We start from the raw sequence: 21,425 nt of genomic DNA on the forward strand, positions 1-21,425 counted from the left end.
GGGGGTGGGGCGAGGGTCGTCACGCGGTCACCTTCTTGTCGTCGGCGGCGGCGCTGCCGGTGTGGTCGGCGGTGGCGGGCCGACCGGTCAGGTGCAGGAAGACCTCGTCGAGGGTGGGGCGGCGCAGCCCGATGTCCTCGGCGTCGACCCCGGTGGCGTCGAGTCCCCGGACGACGGCGGTGAGCGCGGGGACCCGGTCCGCGACGGGTGCGCTGACCTGTCGGGTGTCCGGGTCGACTTCCGGCTCGGCGCCGGTGACCTGGGCGATCACCGAGGCGGCCAGTGGCAGTTGGGCGCTGTCGCGTACCACGATGTCGATCCGGTCCCCGCCGAGACGCGACTTGAGCTGGTCGCTGCTGCCCTCGGCGATGGTCCGGCCGTGGTCGACCACGGAGATCCGGTCGGCGAGCTGGTCGGCCTCGTCCAGGTACTGGGTGGTGAGCAGGACCGTGGTGCCGCCCGCGACCAGGCCCCGGACGGCGTGCCAGACCTCGGCGCGGCTGCGCGGGTCGAGCCCGGTGGTCGGTTCGTCGAGGAAGAGCACCGGTGGGGCGAGGATCAGGCTCGCGGCGAGGTCGAGTCGCCGACGCATGCCGCCGGAGTAGCGGCCCACGGGTTTGTCTCCGGTGTCGGCGAGGCCGAAGCGGGCGAGCAGTTCGTCGGCCCGGCGCCGGGCGGTGGCCGCGGGCAGGTGGTAGAGCCGGCCGAACATGACCAGGTTCTGCCGGCCGCCGAGGATCTCGTCCACCGCGGCGTGCTGGCCGACCAGTCCGATCTGGGTGCGTACCGCGACCGGGTCGCGCAGGACGTCGTAGCCGGCGACCGTCGCCCGGCCGGCGTCGGGTCGCAGCAGCGTGGTGAGGATGCGTACGGCGGTGGTCTTGCCGGCCCCGTTCGGCCCGAGCAGGCCGTGCACCGTGCCGGGTTGTACGGAGAGGTCGAGTCTGTCCAGTGCGGGGCGCCCGCTGTAGCGCTTGACCAGACCCTCGACCTGTACGGCTGCCGCTGCCACTACCATCCGGACCCCTTAAGATCGTACGGTGTACGGAGCAGACCGTACACCGTACGGTTGGCGTCTGCCAACCCGAATCACGAGCGCCCCGGGAGCGGCCATGACCACCGAGTACACCGGCAGCGGAGACCCGGCCCGGAGCATGGCCCTGCTCTGGCGGGGACCGGAGAAGCCGGCGCCCCGCTCCGGGCTGACCGTCGACCGGATCGTCGACACGGCGATAGAACTGGCCGACGCCGAGGGCCTCGCCGCCCTGTCCATGCGCAAGCTCGCCGAGCGGCTCGGTGTCGGGGTGATGTCGCTGTACACCTACGTGCCGAGCAAGGCGGAACTGGTCGACGTCATGCTCGACGCCGTGCTGGGGCGGATGGCCCGGCCGGACGAGGGTGAGCTGGACTGGCGGACCCGACTCGAGCACATCGCCAGGGAGAACCTGACCACGTACCAGCGGCACCCCTGGATGCTCGAGGTCGCGGTGCAGCGCCCCCCGATGGGCCCGCACCTGATCGCCAAGTACGACTACGAACTGCGGGCGCTGTCCGACATCGGGCTGACCGAGGTGGAGATGGACTCGGTGCTCACCCTGCTGCTCGGCTACGTCGCCGGGGCGGCCCGGGGCACGGTGGAGGCGGCCCAGGTCGAACGCCGGACGGGCATGACCGACGAGCAGTGGTGGGCCGCCCAGGCGCCGCTGCTGGAACAGGTCCTCGACCCGGACCGCTACCCGGTCGCGAGCGCCGTCGGCAGCGCGGCGGGCGAGGCGAACCAGGGCGCGTACGACCCGAACGGGGCGTTCGAGTTCGGCCTGGAACGGGTGCTCGACGGGATCGAGGTCTTCGTGCGACGTACGGATCACTCCGCCGGCCGTGCCCGACCGGCGGAGTGAGTTCCGGGGCAGGGCGGTCCTACCAGGGCAGATCTCCGTGACGGTCGGAGAACGTGCCGGTCGGCCCGCCGGACCGGTTCGGGTGACGGGCGGCTATCGGCCGATGGTGTCGAGTTCCGCGACCGCGTCGGCCGGCAGTTCCAGGTCGACCGCGGCGATGTTCTCGCGCAGGTGCGCCAGGGTCGAGGTGCCGGGGATGAGGACCATCGCGGGTGACCGCTGCAGCAGCCAGGCGAGTGCGACCTGCTGCTCGGAGGCGCCCAGCCGGGTCGCGACGTCGACGAGCGTGTCGTGCTGCAACGGGGTGAAGCCACCGAGCGGGAAGAACGAGGCGAAGGCGATGTTCTCGGCCGCGCAGCGGTCGAGCAGTTCGTCGTCCTGGCGCATGGCCAGGTTGTAGAGGTTCTGCACGGTGACGACCGGCGCGATGGACTGCGCCTCGGTGAGCTGACCGGGGGTGACGCCGCTGAGTCCGAGATGACGGATCAGGCCTTCCTCGCGCAACTCGGCCAGGGCGCCGAACTGCTCCGCGAGGGGTTCGTCGGAGGTGCCCTCGGCCGTGCCCATGCGCAGGTTGACCACGTCGAGGACGTCCAGACCGAGGTGCTGGAGGTTTTCCCGTACCTGGGCCTTGAGGTCTTCGGGTTCCAGCGACGGGATCCAGGAGCCGTCCGCGCCCCGACGGGATCCGACCTTGGTGACGATCCGCAGGTCGGCGGCGTACGGGTGGAGGGCTTCCCGGATGAGTTCGTTGACGACCACCGGACCGTAGAAGTCGGCGGTGTCGATGTGGGTGACGCCGAGTTCGACCGCTTCGCGCAGTACGGCGATCGCCTGGTCGCGGTCCTTGGGTGGGCCGAAGACGTGGGGCCCGGCCAGTTGCATGGCCCCGTAACCCATCCGGCTGACGGTGAAGCCGTCGATGCCGGTGAAGACGCCTCCGGTAGCGGTGCGGGTCATGTCGCCTCTTTCACGTCGAAAAGTACATATCAGGCTAGCGACCCCGATAGCAATCGGCTCGGTGTCCGCGCTATCGGGGTCGTCCCGTGTGCCCTTCGACTGTGCGCCCTGGCGGACGCGGATGACGGTGCCCCGGTTCTCCTGGGAGTGGCAGGGCCACCCAGCGCAGCGGCAGGGCCACCCGGCCCGGCTACTCCTGCCGTCCCTGCCACTTCGCGAGGAAGATGCGACCGAGGTAACCGGTGATGATCCAGGCGCCGATCGCCGGAAGCAGCCGGAACTCCATCGCGCCGACGATCATCGCGATCGTGACGCCCAGCGCCACCGCGCCCACCACCAGGGTGACCAGGCCGAGGGCACCGGCCTGGAGCCGGTTCGCGGTGACCCGCCCGCCGGCCGCCGGAGCACCGGTCGCAGGCGCCGCGGTTCCCGGTCGGGGGATCTGCTCCGGGTCGCGGGCCGGCAGGTCGACCCGCAGCTCCGCCGGCACCAGCGCGTCGATGTCCAGCGACTCCGCGCCCCGGTACAGGGTGGGCTCGATCCGAACCGAGATCGCGTCGGTGCCGACGAGCTGCCGCCCGCCGTCCGGCCAGGCCAGCAGCACCGCGCACTCGTCGAACAGTACGGTGTCCGGCTCGCCCTCCTTCGGCACCAGGCTGACCCCCGACTCCCCCACCACGAGCCGCGACGACACGTTGCCCAGCCCCTGGTACGTCGTTCCGCGTACCGCCTCCTCGGAACCGGTCGGCGCGGCGGTGAAGCCGGCCCAGTCGGCGGTACGCCCGTGCGGGGTCATCAGCAGCGCCGAGCCGAGCGCGACGCCGGTCACCTCGTGCACCTGCTCGACCGTCACCGCCTTCAGCTCCGCCGCCAACTCGTCGCTGGAGTGCAACGGGTGGCCGGTGAGCAGGTTGAACGCCGCTCCGGGCAGGCGCGCGGCGTCGGCCTCGCCGGTGGTCAGCGAGTCGGTGGACTTGGCGACCACGGCGGCCACGTCCGCCTCGTCGATCCGCCCCACCCGCAGCTTCGCCAGTACGTCGACGAACCCGCCGAGCACCGCGTCCTGCTTCTCCGGCAGCGCGTCGGCGAGCGCGGTGATGACGGCGTACCCGTCGCCGCGCGGGTCGTAGTTCGCCGCAGCCGTGTACGACAGTCCGCTCTGCTGGCGCAGGCTGCGGAACAGTTCCCGTTCGAGTACGCCGGTGAACACGGTCGCCGCGACGGTCCTCGGCACCACCGCGTCCCACGCGGTCGCCCGCGACGAACCGTGGAAGAACGCCGGGGTGACCGGCAACGCCGAGGACGCCACGGGTACGGGCTGCCGCTGCCCCGACGGCAGGTCGAGGGTCAGGCCCGCCGGCACCTCGTCACCGGCGATCCAGAGCACCGCGTTCTCCCGGGTGAAGTACCGGGCCACCCAGTCCCGCAGGTCGTCGGCGGTCAGCCCGGACAGTCCCCACTCGGGGTAGCCGAGCAGTCCGTAGTCGCGGGCGCCGTGCCGCCACAGCGACATCTGCTCGGTCGCCGAACCGTTCCGGCCGCTCCACTCCGTACGCAGAATGGTCTTCTCGGTTTCCAGCCGGTCGGTCGCGAGGTCGCGCAGTGACCGGCAGACCCCCACCAGGAAGGCGGTGATGTCGGCGGCCGACCCCTGCATGTGGAAGTACGTGATGACGCTGCCGGTGGCACCGTTGTAGTGGTAGTCGGCGGTGCCGACCGGGAAGAGCACCAGGTGTTCGAGCAGGTGGGTGATGCCCCGCCGGGCGAGCGTCTCGTCGGCCTGCCCGACCCGGAACATCAGCCCCGCGTGCATCGGCCCGGTGGTTCCGGCGAGCAGGGTCGGTACGCCGTCGACCTCGGTCTGGCGGATCATCGCGCGCCACCCTTCTTGATCGCCCGGTCCCGGAACTGGGTGAACAGGTCCACCGGTGTGCCGAGGTAGGACCACGGCATCTCGCTGGCCAGCGGTCCGAGCCCGGCGAAGAGCCGGGCGGCCGGCGCGTAGTCGTCCATCATCGTGAGCATGAAGGCGAAGGTGTTCTCCACCGCGACCCAGCCGACCGTCCGCTGGTACGCCGGATGCAGGATCGACCGGGCGGCAGCCTCCTGCACCTGCTCGCGTACCTCGGGCTTGCGGAAGTAGCGGGCGCGTTCGTCACCCTTCAGTTCCAGCAGCGCGTGTTCGAGGTGCGCCTCCAGGACGAGCACCGCGTTCGGTGCCCCTTCGGGGGCGGCGAGCATCGCCGTACGGGCGAAGCCGTGCATCTCCTCCAGCGTGCCGCTCCACTTGGGAGCGAGTTCCTGCAGGAGTTGGGACTGTGCGGGCAGGTGGTGCGGGTCGTGCTCGGCGAGCCGGTCGTACCGGCGGCGGGCTTCCGACTTGCCCAGTTGCAGCCCCCGGGCGGTGATCAGGCGCTGGGTCCAGATCGCGGCGTCGCTCGGGTCGTACGCGGCAGCGTCGATGAGGACCTGTTCGGCTTCGCGGAGGATCTCGTGGAAGCGGATGAACTGGAGCCGGCTGACGTTCTGGGCGCGCGCCCCGGTGCGTACCTTCCAGGCCTGCTCGATCAGCCGGCCGGCGAGGAGTCCGGCGGCGAGCGTGTCGGCCGGATCGGTGGCGAGCCGTTCGCGGGGCAGTTGGTCGGCCGCCTCGGACTCTGCGGCGAAGCGGATCAGCCGGGTACGCCCGGCCGCCTCCTGTTCGGCGAGGATCGTCGTCACGCGGTCCCAGTCCCGCTCCTGCAGGGCGGTACGGAGGCGGGGCAGTTCGGGATAGGCGGCGGCCGGATCCGCGGTGACGGCCAGGGGTGGGGCGGCGGGCATGGCGAAGATCATAAGCAGTGCCGCCCCGATCCGGTGGCCCCGGGCGCAACGCCCGGAGCACGTTCCAGGTCCGCAGGTCAGATGGTCACGGGCAGTGTGGCGAGGCGCCAGGTTCCCGGATCGGGCAGCCGGCCGGACCCGGTCGGTGTGTCGGCGAGCGCGAGGCCGGGGAACCGGTCCAGCAGCCGGGTGAGGGCGACCTCGGTCTGGGTCCGGGCCAACGCCGCACCGAGACAGAAGTGCGGGCCGTGGGCGTAACCGAGGTGGGCCGCGGTTTCGGCCGGACGGCTGAGGTCGAGCGTTTCCGGGTCGGTGAAGACGCGCGGGTCACGATTGGCGGCGGCGATCACGGCGGTGACGGGTTCACCCTTGCCGACCAGCACACCGGCGATCTCGACGTCCTCGCGGGCGTACCGGGGAATGGTCATCAGCTGCGGCCCGGACCAGCGGGTCAGTTCCTCCACCGCGCGCGGCATGAGATCGGGTTCGCGGCGCAGCACCGCGAGTTGCCCGGGATGGGTGAGCAGCGTCTGGACCGCGTTGGCGACCAGGTTGGTCGGAGTCTGGCCGGCGAGGACGAGGTGCCAGACCAGGGTGACCAGTTCGGTTTCGCCGAGCCGGTCACCGTCGGTGTCCCGGACCTGGACAAGTTCCGAGATCAGGTCGTCGGCGGGCTCGGCCCGACGCAGCGCGACCGCGGCCTTGGCACCGGCCATGATGTGCGGGATCGCGTCGGCGAACGCCTGCCCCCAGCCGGTGGCGACGGCGGCACCCCACTCCCGCCACAGTGGACGGTCGGCCTCCGGGATGCCGACCAGTTCGCAGATGACGTCCACCGGCAGCGGCCGGGCGAAGTGCAGCAGCAGGTCCACCGCGCCGTCGTCGGCCTGCGCGGCCCGCTGCGCCAGGTCGTCCAGGAGTCGGTCGACGATCGGCTCGATCCGGGGCCGGAACTCGGCCGCGCGGCGGGCGGTGGTCGTAGTCCTCGGGGCAGGTGACCGTGCGCGCGATCCGCACCGCTTCGTCGAAGAGTTCGGCAACATCAGCGGCGTCCACCGCCGAATCGTGCCACGACGCTCCCCGCCCCTCCCCCGTTAACGGGCCGAGGCCGCGCACGGTGTGGCGTTCTACTACCCCTGGAGGGGTAGTAGAACGCCGCAGCGAACGCTCGGGTGGCCGGGCCGGCGCCGTGGCAGACTCACCCGGTGAGGATCAGCCAGGCGAACGCGGGCGACGTCGCGGGCTTGGCCCGGCTGTTGTGGCTCGACACCGTTCGTGAGGAACCAGCGCAGCCATCCGTCGACACATTCGCAGCGGAACTCGCGAATTGGTGGGCCACCCGTCAGGATTCGCACCTGGCGTTCGTCGCTCGACTCCTCCGACCGGAGATAGTCGGCATGGCCTGGGTCGCGCTCGTACCCCGCGTCCCGAGACCCGGAGCGACAAGTCGGCTGTCCGCCGACATCCAGAGCGTCTTCGTCATGCCCAGCGAGCGAGGCCAAGGGATCGGCTCCGCGCTGGTGGAAGCTGCTTCGGAGCATGCGACACGGCTCGGGGCCATTCGCGTGACGGTCCATTCCGGCCGCAGGGCGGTGCCGGTGTACGAACGGCTGGGCTTCGAGTCGTCCCGACAGCTCCTACAGCGGCCGTCGTACTAGGTGCTGCGGATCGAGAACACGGGTCGGCGGCTTCCGCCCGAACTCGTGCCGACGCTCGCCGAGCCCTTCCAGCGCGGAACGGAGCCGCGCGCTGTCGTGACGCCTCAGGCCGACGAATTGTCCGCGACGATGCGTCCCAGTGTGCGTCGGCCCATCCGGTTCATCGCCGGGTTACTGTCGCGGTAGTACCAGACCACCCCCATCGCCTGTTCGAAGGCCCAGGCCTTGCCGCGCTGCCACTCAAGGTCGTCGCAGCCGAGTTCTTCGCGCAGCGCCTGCCGGGGGCCGGCTTCAAGCAGGTGCCAGGCAGCCACCAGGTCCAGAGCGGGGTCCGCCGGTCCAAGTCCGCCGACGTCGAGAACTCCCGCCAGGTGCCCGTCGGATACCAGTACGTTGCCGGGAACGAGATCACCATGGGTCATCACGTCCCCGGTCCCGCCGCGCGGCAGATCCCGAAGGACTGCCCATATTCGCCGCAGCCGTGCAACGTCCAGGAGCTGCTCGCTGTTGCTGAAACAGGTTTCCATCCAGACGTCATGCGATCGCAGGTCGCCCCCTCGACCCCCGCCATGGAAGCTCCGGCCGCGTGTGTCGATGGCGCGCACCTCGGTGATGAACTCGGCCAGGTCGTACGCGAACGCAGGCGACTCACCTGGGTCGTCGTCGGTGGCCACGACGCCGGGGATCCAGGTCTGCACGGACCATGGAAGCGGGTAGCCCGGTCCGGGTTCGCCAAGCGCGACCGGCTCGGGAGTCGGGAAGCGTGTCCTACCCACCAGCTCGGCGGCGGCCTCCGCCTCGGCCCGCAGCCAGCGCCGGGTCGTCTCGACATCCCCGGGTTGCAGAGGAAACCGAGCCGCGAGATGTTCGCCGACGCCGAAGACGGCATTGACGGTCCCGTGCGAGACGATGCTTCTGATGGTCAGGCCCCGCCACTCGGGGAACTGGTCGTAGATCAACCCCCGCACCGCGTCCGGTGACACGGTGAGCTGGTCGGCATGCATCCGCACACCGGGAGCCTCGCGCCCTCCGACGTCCGGGTGCAACCCAGTTTTCAGCGGCATCGACTCCTGCCTGCGAGAACGCTGTTGGCTGGCGAAGTCGTGCTACTTCTCGGCCGTGCCGGTTCCGCCGCTGATGGATTCCTGGTAGATGTCCGCGTAGGTGCGCGAGTCTATCACCAGGTCGTCGCAGAAGGCCGCGACGTCGGGGCCGATCAGCTCCAGCACCCCCTTGCCGGACGCCACACCCTCCTCGAAGAAATCGACGATCCCCGAGAGCAGGGATCCGTCAGTCAGCCCGACCGGGCCGACCTTGAAGAAGTACCTCTGAATCTCCTTGTAGACGATCTGGTAGTCCCGTGGGAGCGCCTTGACCCGGGCCGTGTGCGCCCGCCACTGCTTCTTGCCCTCGATGATGTCCTGGATACCCACGTCAACCTCCTAGCCGGGCCAATTTCCTTGCGACGTTCCTGTTCAACTGCTGGCGCCACCGGTCGCGATAGGTCCGGGCGCCTTCGCCGCCAGCCAGCGCCGCGCAGAAGCCCTCGATGTCGTCACCCAGCACCTCTTGAATGCTCTGCCCCTCGGACGCCGTCTCTTCGAGCAGCCCCAGGGCGCCGTCGAGAATCGGCATCAGGTTGCGGCCGGTGAAGTCCGCGTAGGGAAAGAGATGAGCCTTGATCTGCTCCCACGCCGCCCGGTAGTCGGCCGGCAATGCCTCTGCCCGGACTTCGAACGCCTTCCAATCCCGGGTGAGATCGCTGCCTGTGATGGTCTCCCAGAAGTTCATTCCCCGCCCTCCCTGAGCTTGTCGATCCGTGAGGAGACGTACTCCCATTTCGCCCAGAACGTCGCGAGCTCGTTGCGGCCCGCGTCATTGAGCGCGTAGAACTTGCGCGGCGGGCCCAGCCCGGACGGTCGTTTGGTCACCTGGACGAGCCCGTTCTTCTCCAACCGCAGCAGGATGGTGTACACGGTGCCCTCGACGACATCGACGAAGCCAAGTTCGTTCAGTCGACGCGTGATGGCGTACCCGTAGGTCTCCTCACTGCCGATGATCTGAAGCACACAGCCCTCGAGCGTGCCCTTCAGCATCTCCGTCAGGTCGTCCATCCCTGGTCCTCCCGACCCTACCAGTACCCCGTGGCACCGAGTACCACTACACGGTATCACAAGGTAGTGCGGCTGCCCAGCAAGCGCGTGATCACCCGACCACCCGGCCCGACCCGACTGGCTGGTACGGCCGGAGTTCTAGGTCGCGGGCTCGTGTTTGAGCAGGTGGAGCACTCGCGCCTGCTCGTTTCGGACGGGGTGATGGCGAGGGTTGCTGGTCTCGCTGGCCAGGACGGTCGCTCGCGCACAGAGTATGAATCCGGGCTCGGCGTCTGGTTTCGGCAGAGTCAGGCAGAGGTACCGAGCCTGGTGGCGTACGGGTATCTGGGCGAACGCGAGGACACCGGCACGGGTGTCGGGGTCTGCGGGCTCAAGGATCAGCGGGCGGTAGGACCCACCGAGCTTGACCGCCCGAACATCTTCGAACAGTACGTCGATGTGCTCGTTGTCGCTGCTGTCGGCATCGGCGTGCAGCACCAGTTGGGAGTGGCCGATGCCGTAACTCCACGGGCGGAACCAGCGGTGCAGTGTGATGGGCTCCATCGGACGATCATGCGCGGAGGCGCAGGACATCTGCCACCGACGCCCGGCCGAGAAGGGTGCCTACTGACCTGCCGCACGCGCAGCAACGCCTCCCCACCCGGGCAGGTGGGGAGGCGTTGGCCGAGGTCGGTCAGTGCTGCTTGGTGAGGGTCACGAACGCGCGCCACGCGTCCGGGCCGAAGCTCAGCGTGCCGCCGTCGCGGTCCTTGGTGTCGCGCACGAACACCCGGCCGGGCAGGTTGTCGGCAACCTCCACACAGTCGCCGCCGTTCGTCCCTGACCTGGTCGACTTCCGCCAGACGGCACCCGTCAGGTCCATCACGCAATCGCCTCCCTGATCGGTTCGACTGATCGAATCTTGAAACGCGTCCGAGATCAGCTAACTCAAGACCGCTTGGCAAGGGTCACGAAGGCACTCCACGCGTCCGGGACGAAGGTCAGCGCCGGACCGGTCGGGTCCTTGCTGTCCCGTACGCCAACGACGCCGGGAAGGTTCTTCGCCACCTCGACACAGGTCGAGCCCCCGTTGTCGCTACGGGTCGACTTCCGCCAGACGGCACCGGTCAGGTCCATGTCTTCGCCACTTCCTGGATAAGGTCTACGGTCTCCCGGCGGGGAGCCGCATCGCTTCGGACACTCTCCCACCTGTCCTGAAGCATATCCAGATCCACAGCGCGGTTGGTGACGTGCGCACGTAACGGATTGTCCAGGTGCGCGGCCTCCCCCTCGGGCCCCTTGGCCAGGATGAAGGCGCCGGCAAGACCGGAGTGCATGCCAACCGCCTCCGGGATCACGTGCAGGTGAACGTTCGGCATGTTCGCCATCTCGCGCAGGTGCTCGAACTGCTCCACCATGACGGCCGCCGGTCCGACAGCACGCCGGAGCACCATCGCATCGATCACGGCGACGAACTTTGGCGGCTGCTCACGGTGCAGGATCGCCTGCCGCTCCATCCTGGAGGCGAGACGCTGGGCGATCTCCTGTTCGGAATGCCTCCCGCCCAGGCTGAGCACCGCGCGGGCGTACGCCTCGGTTTGGAGTAGTCCGGGAACCAGCGAAGGCTCGAACCACCGGAGCAACGTCGCCGCGCGTTCGTACTCGATCCACTCAAGCAGCCAGTTCGGTGCGGCGCCGTCTTTGACGAGGTCTTCCCACATTCGCACCAGCCTGCCGCGGGCCCCTACCGCGTCGTCGACGAGTTGGACGAAGTCGCCGGTCAGCGGGGCGCGACCGGTCTCGACCGCACTGACCTTCTGGGGAGAGAAGTGGATCCGCTCACCTAGTGCTTCCTGGGTCATCCCAGCGTCCATACGGGCCTGACGCAGTTCACGAAGGAGGAATTCATAGGTGGACACGCTCACGTTCTCGACCTCTCTCGTCTTTTTAGATCAACTCGGGGTTGACACATGAACCGGCCGACAATCCTCGGTTCGAGCCGGAAGCATTTCGACAGTAAGCCCATCCACAGCAGAGTGTCACTAGCGGAACTGCTCGGAGCTGTCGGCAAAAGCCCGGGTGGGACCGCGGGGCCGTCCCGCGCCTTCCCCCAACCCGTATGTGCGGCGGGGCGGCCCCTTCCATTCCGGAGAGGAGACAGCGATGCAGAACCACGACGGTGATCAACCGGCTGCGCCCGTACCGCCGCCGCGTGAAATGGCCCCGGACCTTCCGCCGGCCCCCGGCACCCGGCGGCGTCCGCGCAACGCCGGCCGATTTGGTACGGCGGACAATGCGCTGCCGAGCGAGTTCTTCTCGGTCGGGGTTTCCGGTTGCGTCCGGCGCGACCGCACGGTGTGAGAGGTGGAGGAGTTACCGGTCGGTCGGCGGGTGGCCTACTGGCGGGCGCGGCGGAAGATGTCCCAGCAATTGTTCGCCGACCGGATCGGTAAGTCGAAAAGCTGGGTCGACAAGGTGGAGCGGGGCGAACGACGACTGGACAGCATTTCGACGCTGCACCACCTCGCGACGGTCCTACAGGTCGGCGTCGAGGCCCTGCTCGACCGGACGGCGCACACCGCCCGGGTGAAGCCGACCGACCCGATCGACCTCGACCCCGTACGGATGGCACTTGCCCGCTTCGCCCCGGCCGCCGGGATGGCTGCGGCCGGCAGTGGTCCGCCGCTGGAGGAGTTGGGCCGGTCGGTCGGGCATGCGTGGCTGACGTTCCAGCATGCCAGGTACGACACCCTGGTCGGCGCGGTGCCGAAGCTGCTGCGGGGCGCGCAGGCCGCCGAGGCGGGCCAGACCGGGGACGCTGCCCTACGGGCCGCGCACCTGCTCGGGCAGGTCTACCAGGTCATCTCCTCGGTGACGCGGAAGCTGGGCGCGGTCGACCTGGCACGGCTGGCCGCCGAACGGTCGATCGCACTCGCACAACGCGCGGACGATCCGCTGCTGGCCGGTACCGGCACGACCCGGTTCGCCAACGCGCTCCTCGCGGCCGGCGACAGTCGGGCCGCGTTCGAGGCGAACGTCGTCATGGCGCACCACCTTGCGCCGAACGGCCCCACCTGGTCAGATCCGGACCGGGTGTCCGTGTACGGGTCGCTGCTGTTGCAGGGGGCGATGGCGGCGGCCCACATGGGCGACGATGCGAGCGTAGGGGAACTGCTCAGGGAGGCGAAGGTGGCTGCCGACAGCTTGGGCGACGACGACAACCGGTACCGGACGTCGTTCGGGCCGACGAACGTCGAACTGCACCGTGTGGCGGCGGCGGTGGAGTTGGGCGAGGCTCGGCGAGCGGTGACCGTCCACTCCGGACTCCCCCGACGGGCCTTCGATCGGCTGCTGCCCGAGCGCCGGGCGCAGCACCTGCTCGACGTCGCACGCGGTCACCTCGTGCTCGGGGACCTGACCCGAGCGGGCGAGGCACTGTTGGAGGCCGACCGGCACGCACCAGCCGAGATCCGAGGTCGCCCGGTCGCCCGCGACGTGATGACGGGGATCCTCCGGCAGACCAAGGGCGTACCGCCGGCACTGGTGACGGAGTTGGCCGACCGGATGGGAGCACTGGTGTGACCGACGATCACGACAGCGTCGACGATCCGATGGGCGCTCCGCATCGACCGGGCGAGGATTGGCGCTGCCGGGACGACCACGAGGAATGGCCGTGCCAGGTGTTCCGTCGGCGGATGTGGACGCTCTACCGGCACAACCGCCGCCAACTGGTCGAGGTGATGGGGCGCTTCCGGGACCGCGCGGTGGACGACCTGGACGACCTGAGCCGGGAACAGGCCGACGCCCGGTTCCTCGGCTGGGTCGCCGACCCGCCGGTCCGGCGGCGGCTGCGGTCGGTCTGAGCGCGGGCGTCGGCCGGTGTCAGGTCATCGGCGGGTCCGGGCGAGCGGCAACGGTACGTACAGGCCCAGGCGCAGCGCCCGGACGGCCGCCAGGGTACGACTCGGGGCGTCCAGCTTGGCGAGGATGTGTGCGATGTGCGCCGCCACCGTGCGCGGGGCGATCAACAGCCGGCTCGCCATCCGCTGGTTGGCCCAGCCCTCGACGAGCAGGCCGAGGATCTCCAACTCCCGCCGGGTCAACCCGCGCAGGTGACCGGGTGGAGAGATCAGCACGACCGCGAGCAGATACGCCGGCACCGAGACCGGGCAGGGCAGCACGGTTACCCGTACGTGCCCGTCCGACCCGTCCGGGAGCCGGTACGGGCACAGGAACGACATGTGTACGTCCCCCTCGGCAAGGCCGGAGGCGGCGACCCTCAGCACCGCCGAGTCAGCGCGCAGCAGCGGGTGCTCCGGCATACCGGGCAGTGGCAGTGCGTTGCCGGCCCGGGTCAGCACGGCTCCGGCCTGGGCGTTGATCACGATTCTCGACAGGGCCACGAGGGAGTGCATCGGGTCCACCGCGTCGGCGATCACCGGGGCGAGCAGCCCCAGGAAGTCCCGGGCCTCGTCGCTCGGGTGCGCCGGGTCGTCGGTGTGCAGGGTGAGGAGTCCGAGGTGCCGGCCGTCCGGGGTGAACAGGGTGACGCCGACGCCCTCGCGGAACCCGGCCGGCTCGAAGTGTTCCGCCCAGGAGGGCAGTTCCGCCGGTGGGACCGGGGCGTCGCGTACGCACATCGGTGGCCGGTCCCGGTCCATGCCGAGCAACTCGGCCTCGCCGTGGAACCTGGAGCTACCCACGTACGCGAGGATCTGCTCGTTGTAGCCGGACCCGCCCACCAACTCGAACTGCCGGCGTTCCGGATCGAGCAGATACATCATGGATGCCGAGTGCGGCACCAGCCGATGCAGCACGTCGAGCAGCTCCGGCAACAGGTCGGCTGCCGCACCCGGCCGTGCGGTGATCCGTTCCAGCTCGACGACGATCTCGGCCGCACCGGGTGGAAGCTCAGCCATCCCCGGTTCCGGTACGCCGAAGATCCCACATGGTGATCCACTCCTTCGCCGTATCGGTCATCCTGTCAATCGACACCCATGCACAGGTGCGATTACCGTAGGTAACGTCCGACAATGCCTCCGGGACACGGCGACGCACGGAAGGGAAAATAGCTCCGTCCGGTCGGGCGCATCAGAATGGTGGTTCGTGGCCCTCGCACGCCTTCGTGCTCGATGCCTGAGCCGCCCTATTCGGCTGACCAGGAATCCGACCTCGATTACCGATCCTGGAATCTGCCGCTGTTCAGAGAATGGCTGTCCCCGCCTCTCAAGAAGGCGGGCATCCGGCCATCTGCCGGCTCCGACCTGCCGTTCTGCCGCCGCAGTTGTCGAGATGATCGAGCGCGACCACCGGCCAACACCCCTCACCGAGGGCCGATTCGCCACCCTGCGCCGCGAATGCATACCAGCCCTCTCCGAGTGGTCGGATTTAGGACAGCAACGGCTATATTCAAATATTCGCGATTAGGTTTTATATGGGCCACTCACCCAAAATATGAAGGAGGCGCTATGTGGCGCAAACCCATAGCGATAACCCTGATCGCGACGCTGGCCACATTTTCCCTAACTGCACCCGCGGCGGCAGCGGGATTCAACGAACCGTTCTACGGCGATGTCACCGGAGACGGCCGCAGCGACCGGGTGACGCTCGGCTACCAGCAACCGGACCGGTGCGCGGTCATCGTGGAACCGGGCCGGTTCGAAGGAGGCTACGGCGTACGGGAAATCCACACCTACCGGAGCCCGGCCGACCGGAGCGGCGAGGACTACTGCCCCCACCTCGGCGTGGTGATCGACCTCGGCTGGGACGGCGTCAACGAGATCGTCCTGTCCTGGTTCAACGGCCGCCCACCAGGTGTGTCCTACGGCATGCTGGTACTCCGTAACTTCCAACCCGCGGGCGGCTTCGACGGCCTGGAGTACCCGAACACGATGTTGCTGGAGGACTGGAACGGCGACGGACACCAGGACATCTACCAGACCGGCGACGAGGGCGGCGGCTTCGCCACCTACATCAACACCGCAGCGGGCACTCTGATGCCCGGTGTGGTCCGGTGGTGCTCGGGGCTCCCCCAGTACGTGCTGGCCGACTTCAACGCCAACGGCATCACCGGCGTCGCCATCGCCTACCGATCCGGCTGCGAGGACAACGAGACCGGCGTGGTGGTGATCCGTGACGACGGCTCCACCGATGTGCTCCAGTACGACCCCACCAACAGCAACGACTGGCGGGTCTCCGTCATCTACGCCAACGACGACAACCATCCCGACGTCCGCACCGTCGACGTCATCACCGGACGCACTGAGATATTCATCAACGACGGCCTCGGGTACTTCACCCGGGCACCCGTGGCCAACGACGACTCGGTCACCATCCGGGGCAGCAAGCGCATCGCGATCCCCGTACTCGTCAACGACATCGCCAACACCGAAGTGAGGATGACCATCGCCACCCCGCCGTCGCACGGGACCGCGCAGGTCACCTCCAGCGGCAGCATCGTCTACACCCCATCCCCCACCCACGGCAGCACCGACCGTTTCTCCTACCGGCTCAGCCAGCACGACCAGAGCGACACCGCCTCCGTCGAAATCCGCTTCGTCGAGTAATCCCACCGCCCACTCCAAGACGCGGACGCGTCCCCGCCGGGACGCGTCCGCGCGCGTGCCGGTACGGGTGGCGCCACATCAAGGCAACCGCGTTCACCCGACGCGAGGGCACGGGCGGCAGATGCGTGGCAGGGTCACCCGAGGTTGACGTAACGTCACGGTATGTGGGATATGGGGTGGTGGCGGCGTACGGCCCGGTTCCACCCATACGCCCTTGATGCCGCCGCCGCCGTCGGGCTGTTCGCGATCAGCATCGGCGAGCCGCTGGTGGACCCCTCCCCTACCCGGATCGAGCTGAGCGCGGGCGAGATCGCCTTCAGCGCCATGGTCTGTACGGCCGTCGCGCTGCGTCGCCGCTGGCCGCTGCCGGTGCTGGCGTTCTGCAGCGCCGCCACAGCCGCCTCGATCGCGTTCGGCGCCGCCCGCAACCTCTCCACCTTCGCGGTCGTGATCGCCGTCTACACCGTCGCCGCGACCACGAACCGGGCCACCGCGGTCATCGCCGGCACCTTCACCGCGCTGCTGCTGGTGGCCGGTGCCATCTACTCCTCCTCCAACGGCTCCTGGCTCGACTCCGAGAAGATCGTGCTCGCCCTCTGGAGCGGGCTGGCCACCGCCGTCGGCGACGCCGTACGCAACCACCGCGACTACATCATCGCGGTCGAGGAACGTGCCACGCGGGCCGAGCAGAGCCGGGAGGAGGAGGCGCGGCGGCGGGTCGCCGAGGACCGGCTGCGCATCGCCCGCGACCTGCACGACGTGATGGCGCACAACATCGCCCTGATCAACGTGCAGGCCGGGGTGGCCGGGCACGTGCTGCGTACCAACCCGGAGGCGGCCGAGCAGGCACTCGGGCACGTACGGCAGGCGGGCAGGGCGGCGCTCGACGAACTTGGCACGGTGTTGGGCGTACTGCGCCAGTCCGACGACACCGCCGCCCCGACCGAACCGACGCCCACCCTGAACCGGCTGCAGGAGTTGGTCGACTCGTTCCACCGGACCGGGCTCGCGGTGAAGTGGCGGCTCTCCGGTCAGCCGTACCCGCTGGCCCCGGCGGTGGACCTGGCCGCGTACCGGGTGGTGCAGGAGTCGCTGACGAACGTACACAAACACGGCGGCGAGTCCGCCCAGGTACGACTCGGGTACCAACCGGACGAGCTGACCATCGTGATCGAGAACGATGCGCCACCGGGTGAACCGGCCGCCAACCCGGTCGCGGGCACCGGGCACGGCCTGCTCGGCATGCGGGAGCGGGTGACCGCCGTCGGCGGCACCATGCACGCCGGGCCGGTGCCGGGCGGCTTCCGGGTCCGGGCCGTACTGCCCGCGCGGCAGGAGAAGACGCCATGACCATCCGGGTGCTGCTCGCCGACGACCAGAACCTGATCCGGGCCGGGTTCCGGGTGCTGGTCGACTCCGCCCCGGACCTGGAGGTGGTGGGCGAGGCGACCACCGGCTTGGAGGCCGTCGCGCTGGCCCGGACAACCCGGGCCGACGTGGTCCTGATGGACATCCGGATGCCGGATCTGGACGGCCTGGGAGCAACCCGGCAGATCACCGAGGACGAGAGCCTGTCCGGGGTACGGGTGCTGATCCTGACCACCTTCGAGGTCGACGAGTACGTCCTCCAGGCGCTCCGGGCCGGCGCCAGCGGCTTCCTCGGCAAGGGGGTCGACCCGGCCGAACTGCTGGACGCGATCCGGGTGGTCGCCCGAGGCGACGCGCTGCTCTCCCCCGCGGCCACCAAGGGGTTGATTGCCCGATTCCTGTCGCAACCGGAGGATTCGGCCGCCACGGTGCCGGCGCAACTCGACCTTCTCACCGAACGTGAACGCGAGGTGTTGATGCTGGTGGCCGCGGGGCTCTCCAACGACGACATCGCCGAACGCCTCGTACTCTCGCCCCTGACGGCGAAAACGCACGTCAACCGGGCGATGACGAAACTCGGCGCGCGGGACCGGGCACAGCTCGTGGTGATCGCGTACCAGAGCGGTCTGGTACGCCCCAGCGAACCCCCATCACGCTGAGTAGCTGGTCCGATATACCACCTTCGTAGTACGTCAGGTGTCTACGGGCAGACGACGACGCGCACCCCGAGCAAAGGCGATGGTTGTTGCCATGCGCCGCTGGGTGCGGCACCGCCCCGACAAGGAGCACCCGACATGATCGAAGTGAAGAACCTGGGCAAGCGGTACGGAGAGAAGGTCGCCGTCGACGACCTGAGCTTCACCGTGCGGCCCGGCATCGTCACCGGCTTCCTGGGTCCGAATGGTGCGGGCAAGTCCACCACCATGCGGATGATCGTCGGTCTGGACGCACCCACCTCCGGCAGCGTCACCGTCAACGGCCGCCGGTACGCCGACCACCCCGCGCCGCTGCACGAGATCGGCGCGCTGCTGGAGGCCAAGGCCGTGCACACCGGTCGGTCCGCCTACCACCACCTGCTGGCCATGGCCGCCACCACCGGCATCTCGAAGCGCCGGGTGGACGAGGTGATCGACCTGGTCGGGCTGCACGAGGTCGCCCGCAAGCGGGCCGGCGGCTTCTCCCTGGGCATGGGCCAGCGCCTCGGCATCGCCTCCGCGCTGCTCGGCGACCCGCAGACGGTTCTGCTCGACGAGCCCGTCAACGGGCTCGACCCCGAGGGCGTGCGGTGGATCCGCAACCTGCTCAAGGATCTGGCCGCCGAGGGTCGTACGGTCTTCATCTCCTCGCACCTGATGAGCGAGATGGCGTTGACCGCCGAGCACCTGGTCGTGGTCGGCAAGGGCCGACTGATCGCCGACGTGCCGATGGACAAGTTCTGCGGCCTCTCCTCCTCCACCCGGGTACGCGTCCGCTCGCCCCAGTCGCACCGGCTCAGCGAACTGCTCGTCGGCCCGGACGTCGAGATCAGCAGCGCCGAGCGCGGCGTACTGGAGATCACCGGGCTCAGCACCGAGCAGATCGGCGAACGGGCCGCGCTGGCCGGCGTCACGCTGCACGAACTCTCCGTGCAGCAGGCCTCGCTGGAAGAGGCGTTCATGGAGCTGACCCACGACTCGGTCGAGTATTCCGCGACCACCCCCGAGCCCGTACTCGCCGGAAAGGCGGCCTGATGAGCACCGCGACCCTGGAGACCACCCGGGTGGTCCCCACCCCCGCCCCGCGTACGCGCACTCCCCGGACCGGTCGGGTCACCCTCGCCCGGGTCATCCGCTCCGAGTGGATCAAGCTGCGGTCACTGCGGTCGACGGTGGTCAGCCTGCTCGCCACCATGGGCGTGGTGATCGCGCTCGGGCTGCTGTTCGCCGGTGTGGTCTCCGGGCGCATCGGCGGCGAGTCGCTGGGCATCGGCGCGGGCAGCACCGGTGACCCGGTCGGCGCCAGCCTGGGCGGGGTGCAGCTCGGCCAGTTGGTCATCGGTGTGATCGGGGTGCTGCTGGTCGCGGGCGAGTACACCACCGGGATGATCCGGGCCACGCTCGCCGCCGTACCCCGACGGTTGCCGGTGCTGTGGGGCAAGACCATCGTGTTCGGCGGCGTCACCATGGCGGCGATGCTGGTCGCCACGCTCGCGGCGTTCTTCGGCGGTCAGGCCCTCCTGGGCGAGCACGGTGTCAGCCTGTTCGACAGCGGTGTACTCCGCGCGGTGGTCGGCGGGGCCGTCTACCTGACCGGGGTCGGCCTGCTCGGCCTGGCCCTGGGTGCGCTGCTGCGGGCGACCGCCGCCGCGATCGGCGCGCTGTTCGGCGCCATGCTGGTCGTACCCGGTCTCTTCCCGCTGCTGCCGAGTAGCTGGAACGACGCGGTCGGACCGTACCTGCCGTCGCACGCCGGGGAGTCCTTCATGGCGGTCACGCCAGCCCCCGGGATGCTCGGGCCGTGGGCGGGACTGGCGGTCTTCGCCGGTTACGTCGTCGTCGCCCTCGCCGCCGCCGCGATCATGCTCAAGCGCCGGGACGCCTGACGCCCCGCCCCTGACCGGGCACCCGAACGATTCCTGAAACGAACGAGCACCGCCTGCCACCCGGCAGGCGGTGCTCGTTTCTGTGGGAGATCGCGTACGACGTGGCCACGGGCCCCGGCCACGTCGTGCGCCGTTCCGGGTGGTCGGCGGGCACGAGGCACCGGCGGGCCGGGCCGGAGGCAGAGACCGCGTATGTGAACGCTAACAGCCCCTCCGCTCGATGTCCATCCAATCTCGACGGAGCACGTACACGCCCTGAGCATCGTCAAATCACGGATTCATCGCGGTCGAACGAAACCCTTGACGACCGAGATGAGAGCGTTAACACTACCGAAACGCGAGGGCCACACGACGGCCCGCGATCGATGCATCGATTCACCACAGCGCACCACCGATCGGCTCACCGGAGCCGAGGGCGTAGGCACCGGGCAGCGGGCCGGGTGCCCCCTCGACGCCGTTCCACTACGGGTTCCAACGGGTGAGGAGGAAGCGGTGTACAGAAGGATTTCCACGGCAGCCGCAGGCATCATGTTGATCGCCGGACTGGCCGCGTGCGGGGGTGACGGCGGGTCCGGCAGCGGGTCCTCGGACGACAAGATCACCATGGGGTTCGCGCAGGTCGGCGCCGAGAGCGGCTGGCGTACGGCGAACACCAAGTCCATCCAGGAGGCGGCGGCGTCGGCCGGCATCGACCTCAAGTTCTCCGACGCGCAGCAGAAGCAGGAGAACCAGATCAAGGCCATCCGCAGTTACATCACCCAGCGGGTGGACATCATCGCCTTCTCCCCGGTGGTGGAGTCGGGCTGGGACACCGTGCTCAAGGAGGCGAAGGACGCCAACATCCCGGTGATCCTGACCGACCGGGCGGTGGACTCCAAGGACACCTCGCTCTACAAGACCTTCATCGGCTCCGACTTCATCATCGAGGGCGAGCGGGCCGGCGAGTGGCTCAAGAAGGAGTACGAGGGCAAGACCGACCCGGTCAACATCGTCGAACTCCAGGGCACCACGGGTGCGGCACCGGCGAACGACCGCAAGGAGGGCTTCGCCAAGGTCATCGGCGCGGACCCGAAGTTCAAGGTGATCGCCTCGCAGACCGGTGACTTCACCCGCGCCAAGGGCAAGGAGGTCATGGAGGCCTTCCTGAAGGCCAACCCGAAGATCGACGTGCTGTACGCGCACAACGACGACATGGGCCTGGGCGCGATCGAGGCGATCGAGGCGGCCGGCAAGAAGCCGGGCGTCGACATCAGGATCGTGACCGTCGACGCGGTGAAGGACGGCATGCAGGCACTGGCCGACGGAAAGATCAACTACATCGTGGAGTGCAGCCCGCTGCTCGGCCCACAGCTCATGGACCTGGCCAAGAAGGTCGTCGCCGGTGAGTCCGTACCCCAGCGGGTGCTGACCGAGGAGACCACCTTCACCCAGGAGCAGGCGAAGGCCGCGCTGCCGGAGCGCAAGTACTGACGACGCAG

Annotated in this window: 24 protein-coding genes; 10 read left to right on the top strand and 14 right to left on the bottom strand. The window is 69.3% G+C overall.

Annotation, left to right across the window (positions count from 1 at the left end):
- Positions 1-19: 19 nt before the first annotated feature.
- Positions 20-1,018, bottom strand: a complete 999-nt coding sequence (locus tag AB0J90_RS01555) for an ATP-binding cassette domain-containing protein (protein WP_363590998.1) — start codon at positions 1,016-1,018, stop codon at positions 20-22.
- A gap of 94 nt (positions 1,019-1,112) precedes the next feature.
- On the opposite strand from AB0J90_RS01555, the gene AB0J90_RS01560 reads away from it, so the two are divergent.
- Positions 1,113-1,898, top strand: coding sequence for a TetR/AcrR family transcriptional regulator (locus AB0J90_RS01560; RefSeq protein ID WP_363591000.1), 786 nt, complete (start codon positions 1,113-1,115; stop codon positions 1,896-1,898).
- 93 nt (positions 1,899-1,991) lie between these two features.
- Here the strand turns inward: AB0J90_RS01560 and AB0J90_RS01565 are convergent, their stop codons facing one another.
- The 4 genes from AB0J90_RS01565 to AB0J90_RS01580 all read right to left on the bottom strand — a co-directional run bounded on the left by AB0J90_RS01565 (position 1,992) and on the right by AB0J90_RS01580 (position 6,724).
- Positions 1,992-2,858, bottom strand: a complete 867-nt coding sequence (locus AB0J90_RS01565) for an oxidoreductase (RefSeq protein ID WP_363591002.1) — start codon at positions 2,856-2,858, stop codon at positions 1,992-1,994.
- A 190-nt stretch (positions 2,859-3,048) separates the two neighbouring features.
- On the bottom strand, positions 3,049-4,731 hold the full coding sequence (locus AB0J90_RS01570; RefSeq protein WP_363591004.1) for an insulinase family protein: 1,683 nt from the start codon (positions 4,729-4,731) through the stop codon (positions 3,049-3,051).
- Entirely contained in the window at positions 4,728-5,681 is a 954-nt protein-coding gene (locus tag AB0J90_RS01575) for a hypothetical protein (RefSeq protein WP_363591006.1), read from the bottom strand. The genes AB0J90_RS01570 and AB0J90_RS01575 overlap by 4 nt, the downstream gene beginning before the upstream one ends.
- A 77-nt stretch (positions 5,682-5,758) precedes the next feature.
- Positions 5,759-6,724: a cytochrome P450 gene (locus AB0J90_RS01580; protein ID WP_363591008.1), complete on the bottom strand. Its 966-nt coding sequence runs from the start codon at positions 6,722-6,724 to the stop codon at positions 5,759-5,761.
- Positions 6,725-6,886: 162 nt separating this feature from the next.
- Between AB0J90_RS01580 and AB0J90_RS01585 the strand changes: the two genes are divergently transcribed.
- A complete protein-coding gene (locus AB0J90_RS01585; protein ID WP_363591010.1) occupies positions 6,887-7,339 on the top strand; it encodes a GNAT family N-acetyltransferase in 453 nt (150 codons plus the stop codon).
- Positions 7,340-7,443: 104 nt separating this feature from the next.
- Here the strand turns inward: AB0J90_RS01585 and AB0J90_RS01590 are convergent, their stop codons facing one another.
- The 8 genes from AB0J90_RS01590 to AB0J90_RS01625 all read right to left on the bottom strand — a co-directional run bounded on the left by AB0J90_RS01590 (position 7,444) and on the right by AB0J90_RS01625 (position 11,357).
- Positions 7,444-8,343 (bottom strand): aminoglycoside phosphotransferase family protein, encoded by a 900-nt coding sequence (locus tag AB0J90_RS01590; RefSeq protein WP_363591012.1) that lies wholly within the window; start codon positions 8,341-8,343, stop codon positions 7,444-7,446.
- A gap of 102 nt (positions 8,344-8,445) precedes the next feature.
- Positions 8,446-8,772 (bottom strand): DUF1048 domain-containing protein, encoded by a 327-nt coding sequence (locus AB0J90_RS01595; protein WP_363591014.1) that lies wholly within the window; start codon positions 8,770-8,772, stop codon positions 8,446-8,448.
- Position 8,773: 1 nt separating this feature from the next.
- On the bottom strand, positions 8,774-9,130 hold the full coding sequence (locus AB0J90_RS01600; protein WP_363591016.1) for a DUF1048 domain-containing protein: 357 nt from the start codon (positions 9,128-9,130) through the stop codon (positions 8,774-8,776).
- Complete coding sequence (locus tag AB0J90_RS01605; RefSeq protein WP_363591018.1) at positions 9,127-9,453, bottom strand: PadR family transcriptional regulator; 327 nt, start codon at positions 9,451-9,453, stop codon at positions 9,127-9,129. The genes AB0J90_RS01600 and AB0J90_RS01605 overlap by 4 nt, the downstream gene beginning before the upstream one ends.
- A 138-nt stretch (positions 9,454-9,591) precedes the next feature.
- A complete protein-coding gene (locus AB0J90_RS01610) occupies positions 9,592-9,996 on the bottom strand; it encodes a hypothetical protein (protein WP_363591020.1) in 405 nt (134 codons plus the stop codon).
- A 130-nt stretch (positions 9,997-10,126) separates the two neighbouring features.
- A complete protein-coding gene (locus tag AB0J90_RS01615) occupies positions 10,127-10,309 on the bottom strand; it encodes a DUF397 domain-containing protein (protein WP_363591387.1) in 183 nt (60 codons plus the stop codon).
- A 71-nt stretch (positions 10,310-10,380) separates the two neighbouring features.
- On the bottom strand, positions 10,381-10,569 hold the full coding sequence (locus AB0J90_RS01620; RefSeq protein ID WP_363591022.1) for a DUF397 domain-containing protein: 189 nt from the start codon (positions 10,567-10,569) through the stop codon (positions 10,381-10,383).
- Positions 10,560-11,357 carry a helix-turn-helix transcriptional regulator gene (locus AB0J90_RS01625; RefSeq protein ID WP_363591024.1) on the bottom strand — a complete coding sequence of 266 codons (798 nt, stop codon included), beginning with the start codon at positions 11,355-11,357 and terminating at the stop codon, positions 10,560-10,562. The genes AB0J90_RS01620 and AB0J90_RS01625 overlap by 10 nt, the downstream gene beginning before the upstream one ends.
- Positions 11,358-11,796: 439 nt before the next feature.
- On the opposite strand from AB0J90_RS01625, the gene AB0J90_RS01630 reads away from it, so the two are divergent.
- Both AB0J90_RS01630 and AB0J90_RS01635 read left to right on the top strand, forming a co-directional pair.
- The gene (locus AB0J90_RS01630; protein WP_363591026.1) at positions 11,797-13,014 is read left to right on the top strand and encodes a helix-turn-helix domain-containing protein; all 1,218 of its coding nucleotides are present in this window, start codon (positions 11,797-11,799) and stop codon (positions 13,012-13,014) included.
- Positions 13,011-13,295, top strand: coding sequence for a hypothetical protein (locus tag AB0J90_RS01635; protein ID WP_363591028.1), 285 nt, complete (start codon positions 13,011-13,013; stop codon positions 13,293-13,295). The genes AB0J90_RS01630 and AB0J90_RS01635 overlap by 4 nt, the downstream gene beginning before the upstream one ends.
- Positions 13,296-13,319: 24 nt before the next feature.
- Here the strand turns inward: AB0J90_RS01635 and AB0J90_RS01640 are convergent, their stop codons facing one another.
- Positions 13,320-14,351 (bottom strand): LuxR C-terminal-related transcriptional regulator, encoded by a 1,032-nt coding sequence (locus tag AB0J90_RS01640; protein ID WP_363591030.1) that lies wholly within the window; start codon positions 14,349-14,351, stop codon positions 13,320-13,322.
- Positions 14,352-14,900: 549 nt separating this feature from the next.
- Between AB0J90_RS01640 and AB0J90_RS01645 the strand changes: the two genes are divergently transcribed.
- The 6 genes from AB0J90_RS01645 (at position 14,901) to AB0J90_RS01670 (ending at position 21,417) form a co-directional block, all read left to right on the top strand.
- Positions 14,901-15,998 carry an Ig-like domain-containing protein gene (locus AB0J90_RS01645; RefSeq protein ID WP_363591032.1) on the top strand — a complete coding sequence of 366 codons (1,098 nt, stop codon included), beginning with the start codon at positions 14,901-14,903 and terminating at the stop codon, positions 15,996-15,998.
- 162 nt (positions 15,999-16,160) lie between these two features.
- Entirely contained in the window at positions 16,161-17,348 is a 1,188-nt protein-coding gene (locus AB0J90_RS01650) for a sensor histidine kinase (protein ID WP_363591034.1), read from the top strand.
- The gene (locus AB0J90_RS01655; RefSeq protein ID WP_363591036.1) at positions 17,345-18,025 is read left to right on the top strand and encodes a response regulator transcription factor; all 681 of its coding nucleotides are present in this window, start codon (positions 17,345-17,347) and stop codon (positions 18,023-18,025) included. Before AB0J90_RS01650 ends, AB0J90_RS01655 begins: the two co-directional genes overlap by 4 nt.
- 135 nt (positions 18,026-18,160) lie before the next feature.
- Positions 18,161-19,096, top strand: coding sequence for an ABC transporter ATP-binding protein (locus tag AB0J90_RS01660; RefSeq protein WP_363591038.1), 936 nt, complete (start codon positions 18,161-18,163; stop codon positions 19,094-19,096).
- Positions 19,096-19,947, top strand: a complete 852-nt coding sequence (locus tag AB0J90_RS01665) for an ABC transporter permease (protein WP_363591040.1) — start codon at positions 19,096-19,098, stop codon at positions 19,945-19,947. The genes AB0J90_RS01660 and AB0J90_RS01665 overlap by 1 nt, the downstream gene beginning before the upstream one ends.
- Positions 19,948-20,475: 528 nt before the next feature.
- Entirely contained in the window at positions 20,476-21,417 is a 942-nt protein-coding gene (locus AB0J90_RS01670) for an ABC transporter substrate-binding protein (protein WP_363591389.1), read from the top strand.
- Positions 21,418-21,425: the final 8 nt, after the last annotated feature.

The organism is Micromonospora sp. NPDC049523, assembly GCF_040676775.1.
Lineage (GTDB): Bacteria > Actinomycetota > Actinomycetes > Mycobacteriales > Micromonosporaceae > Micromonospora_G.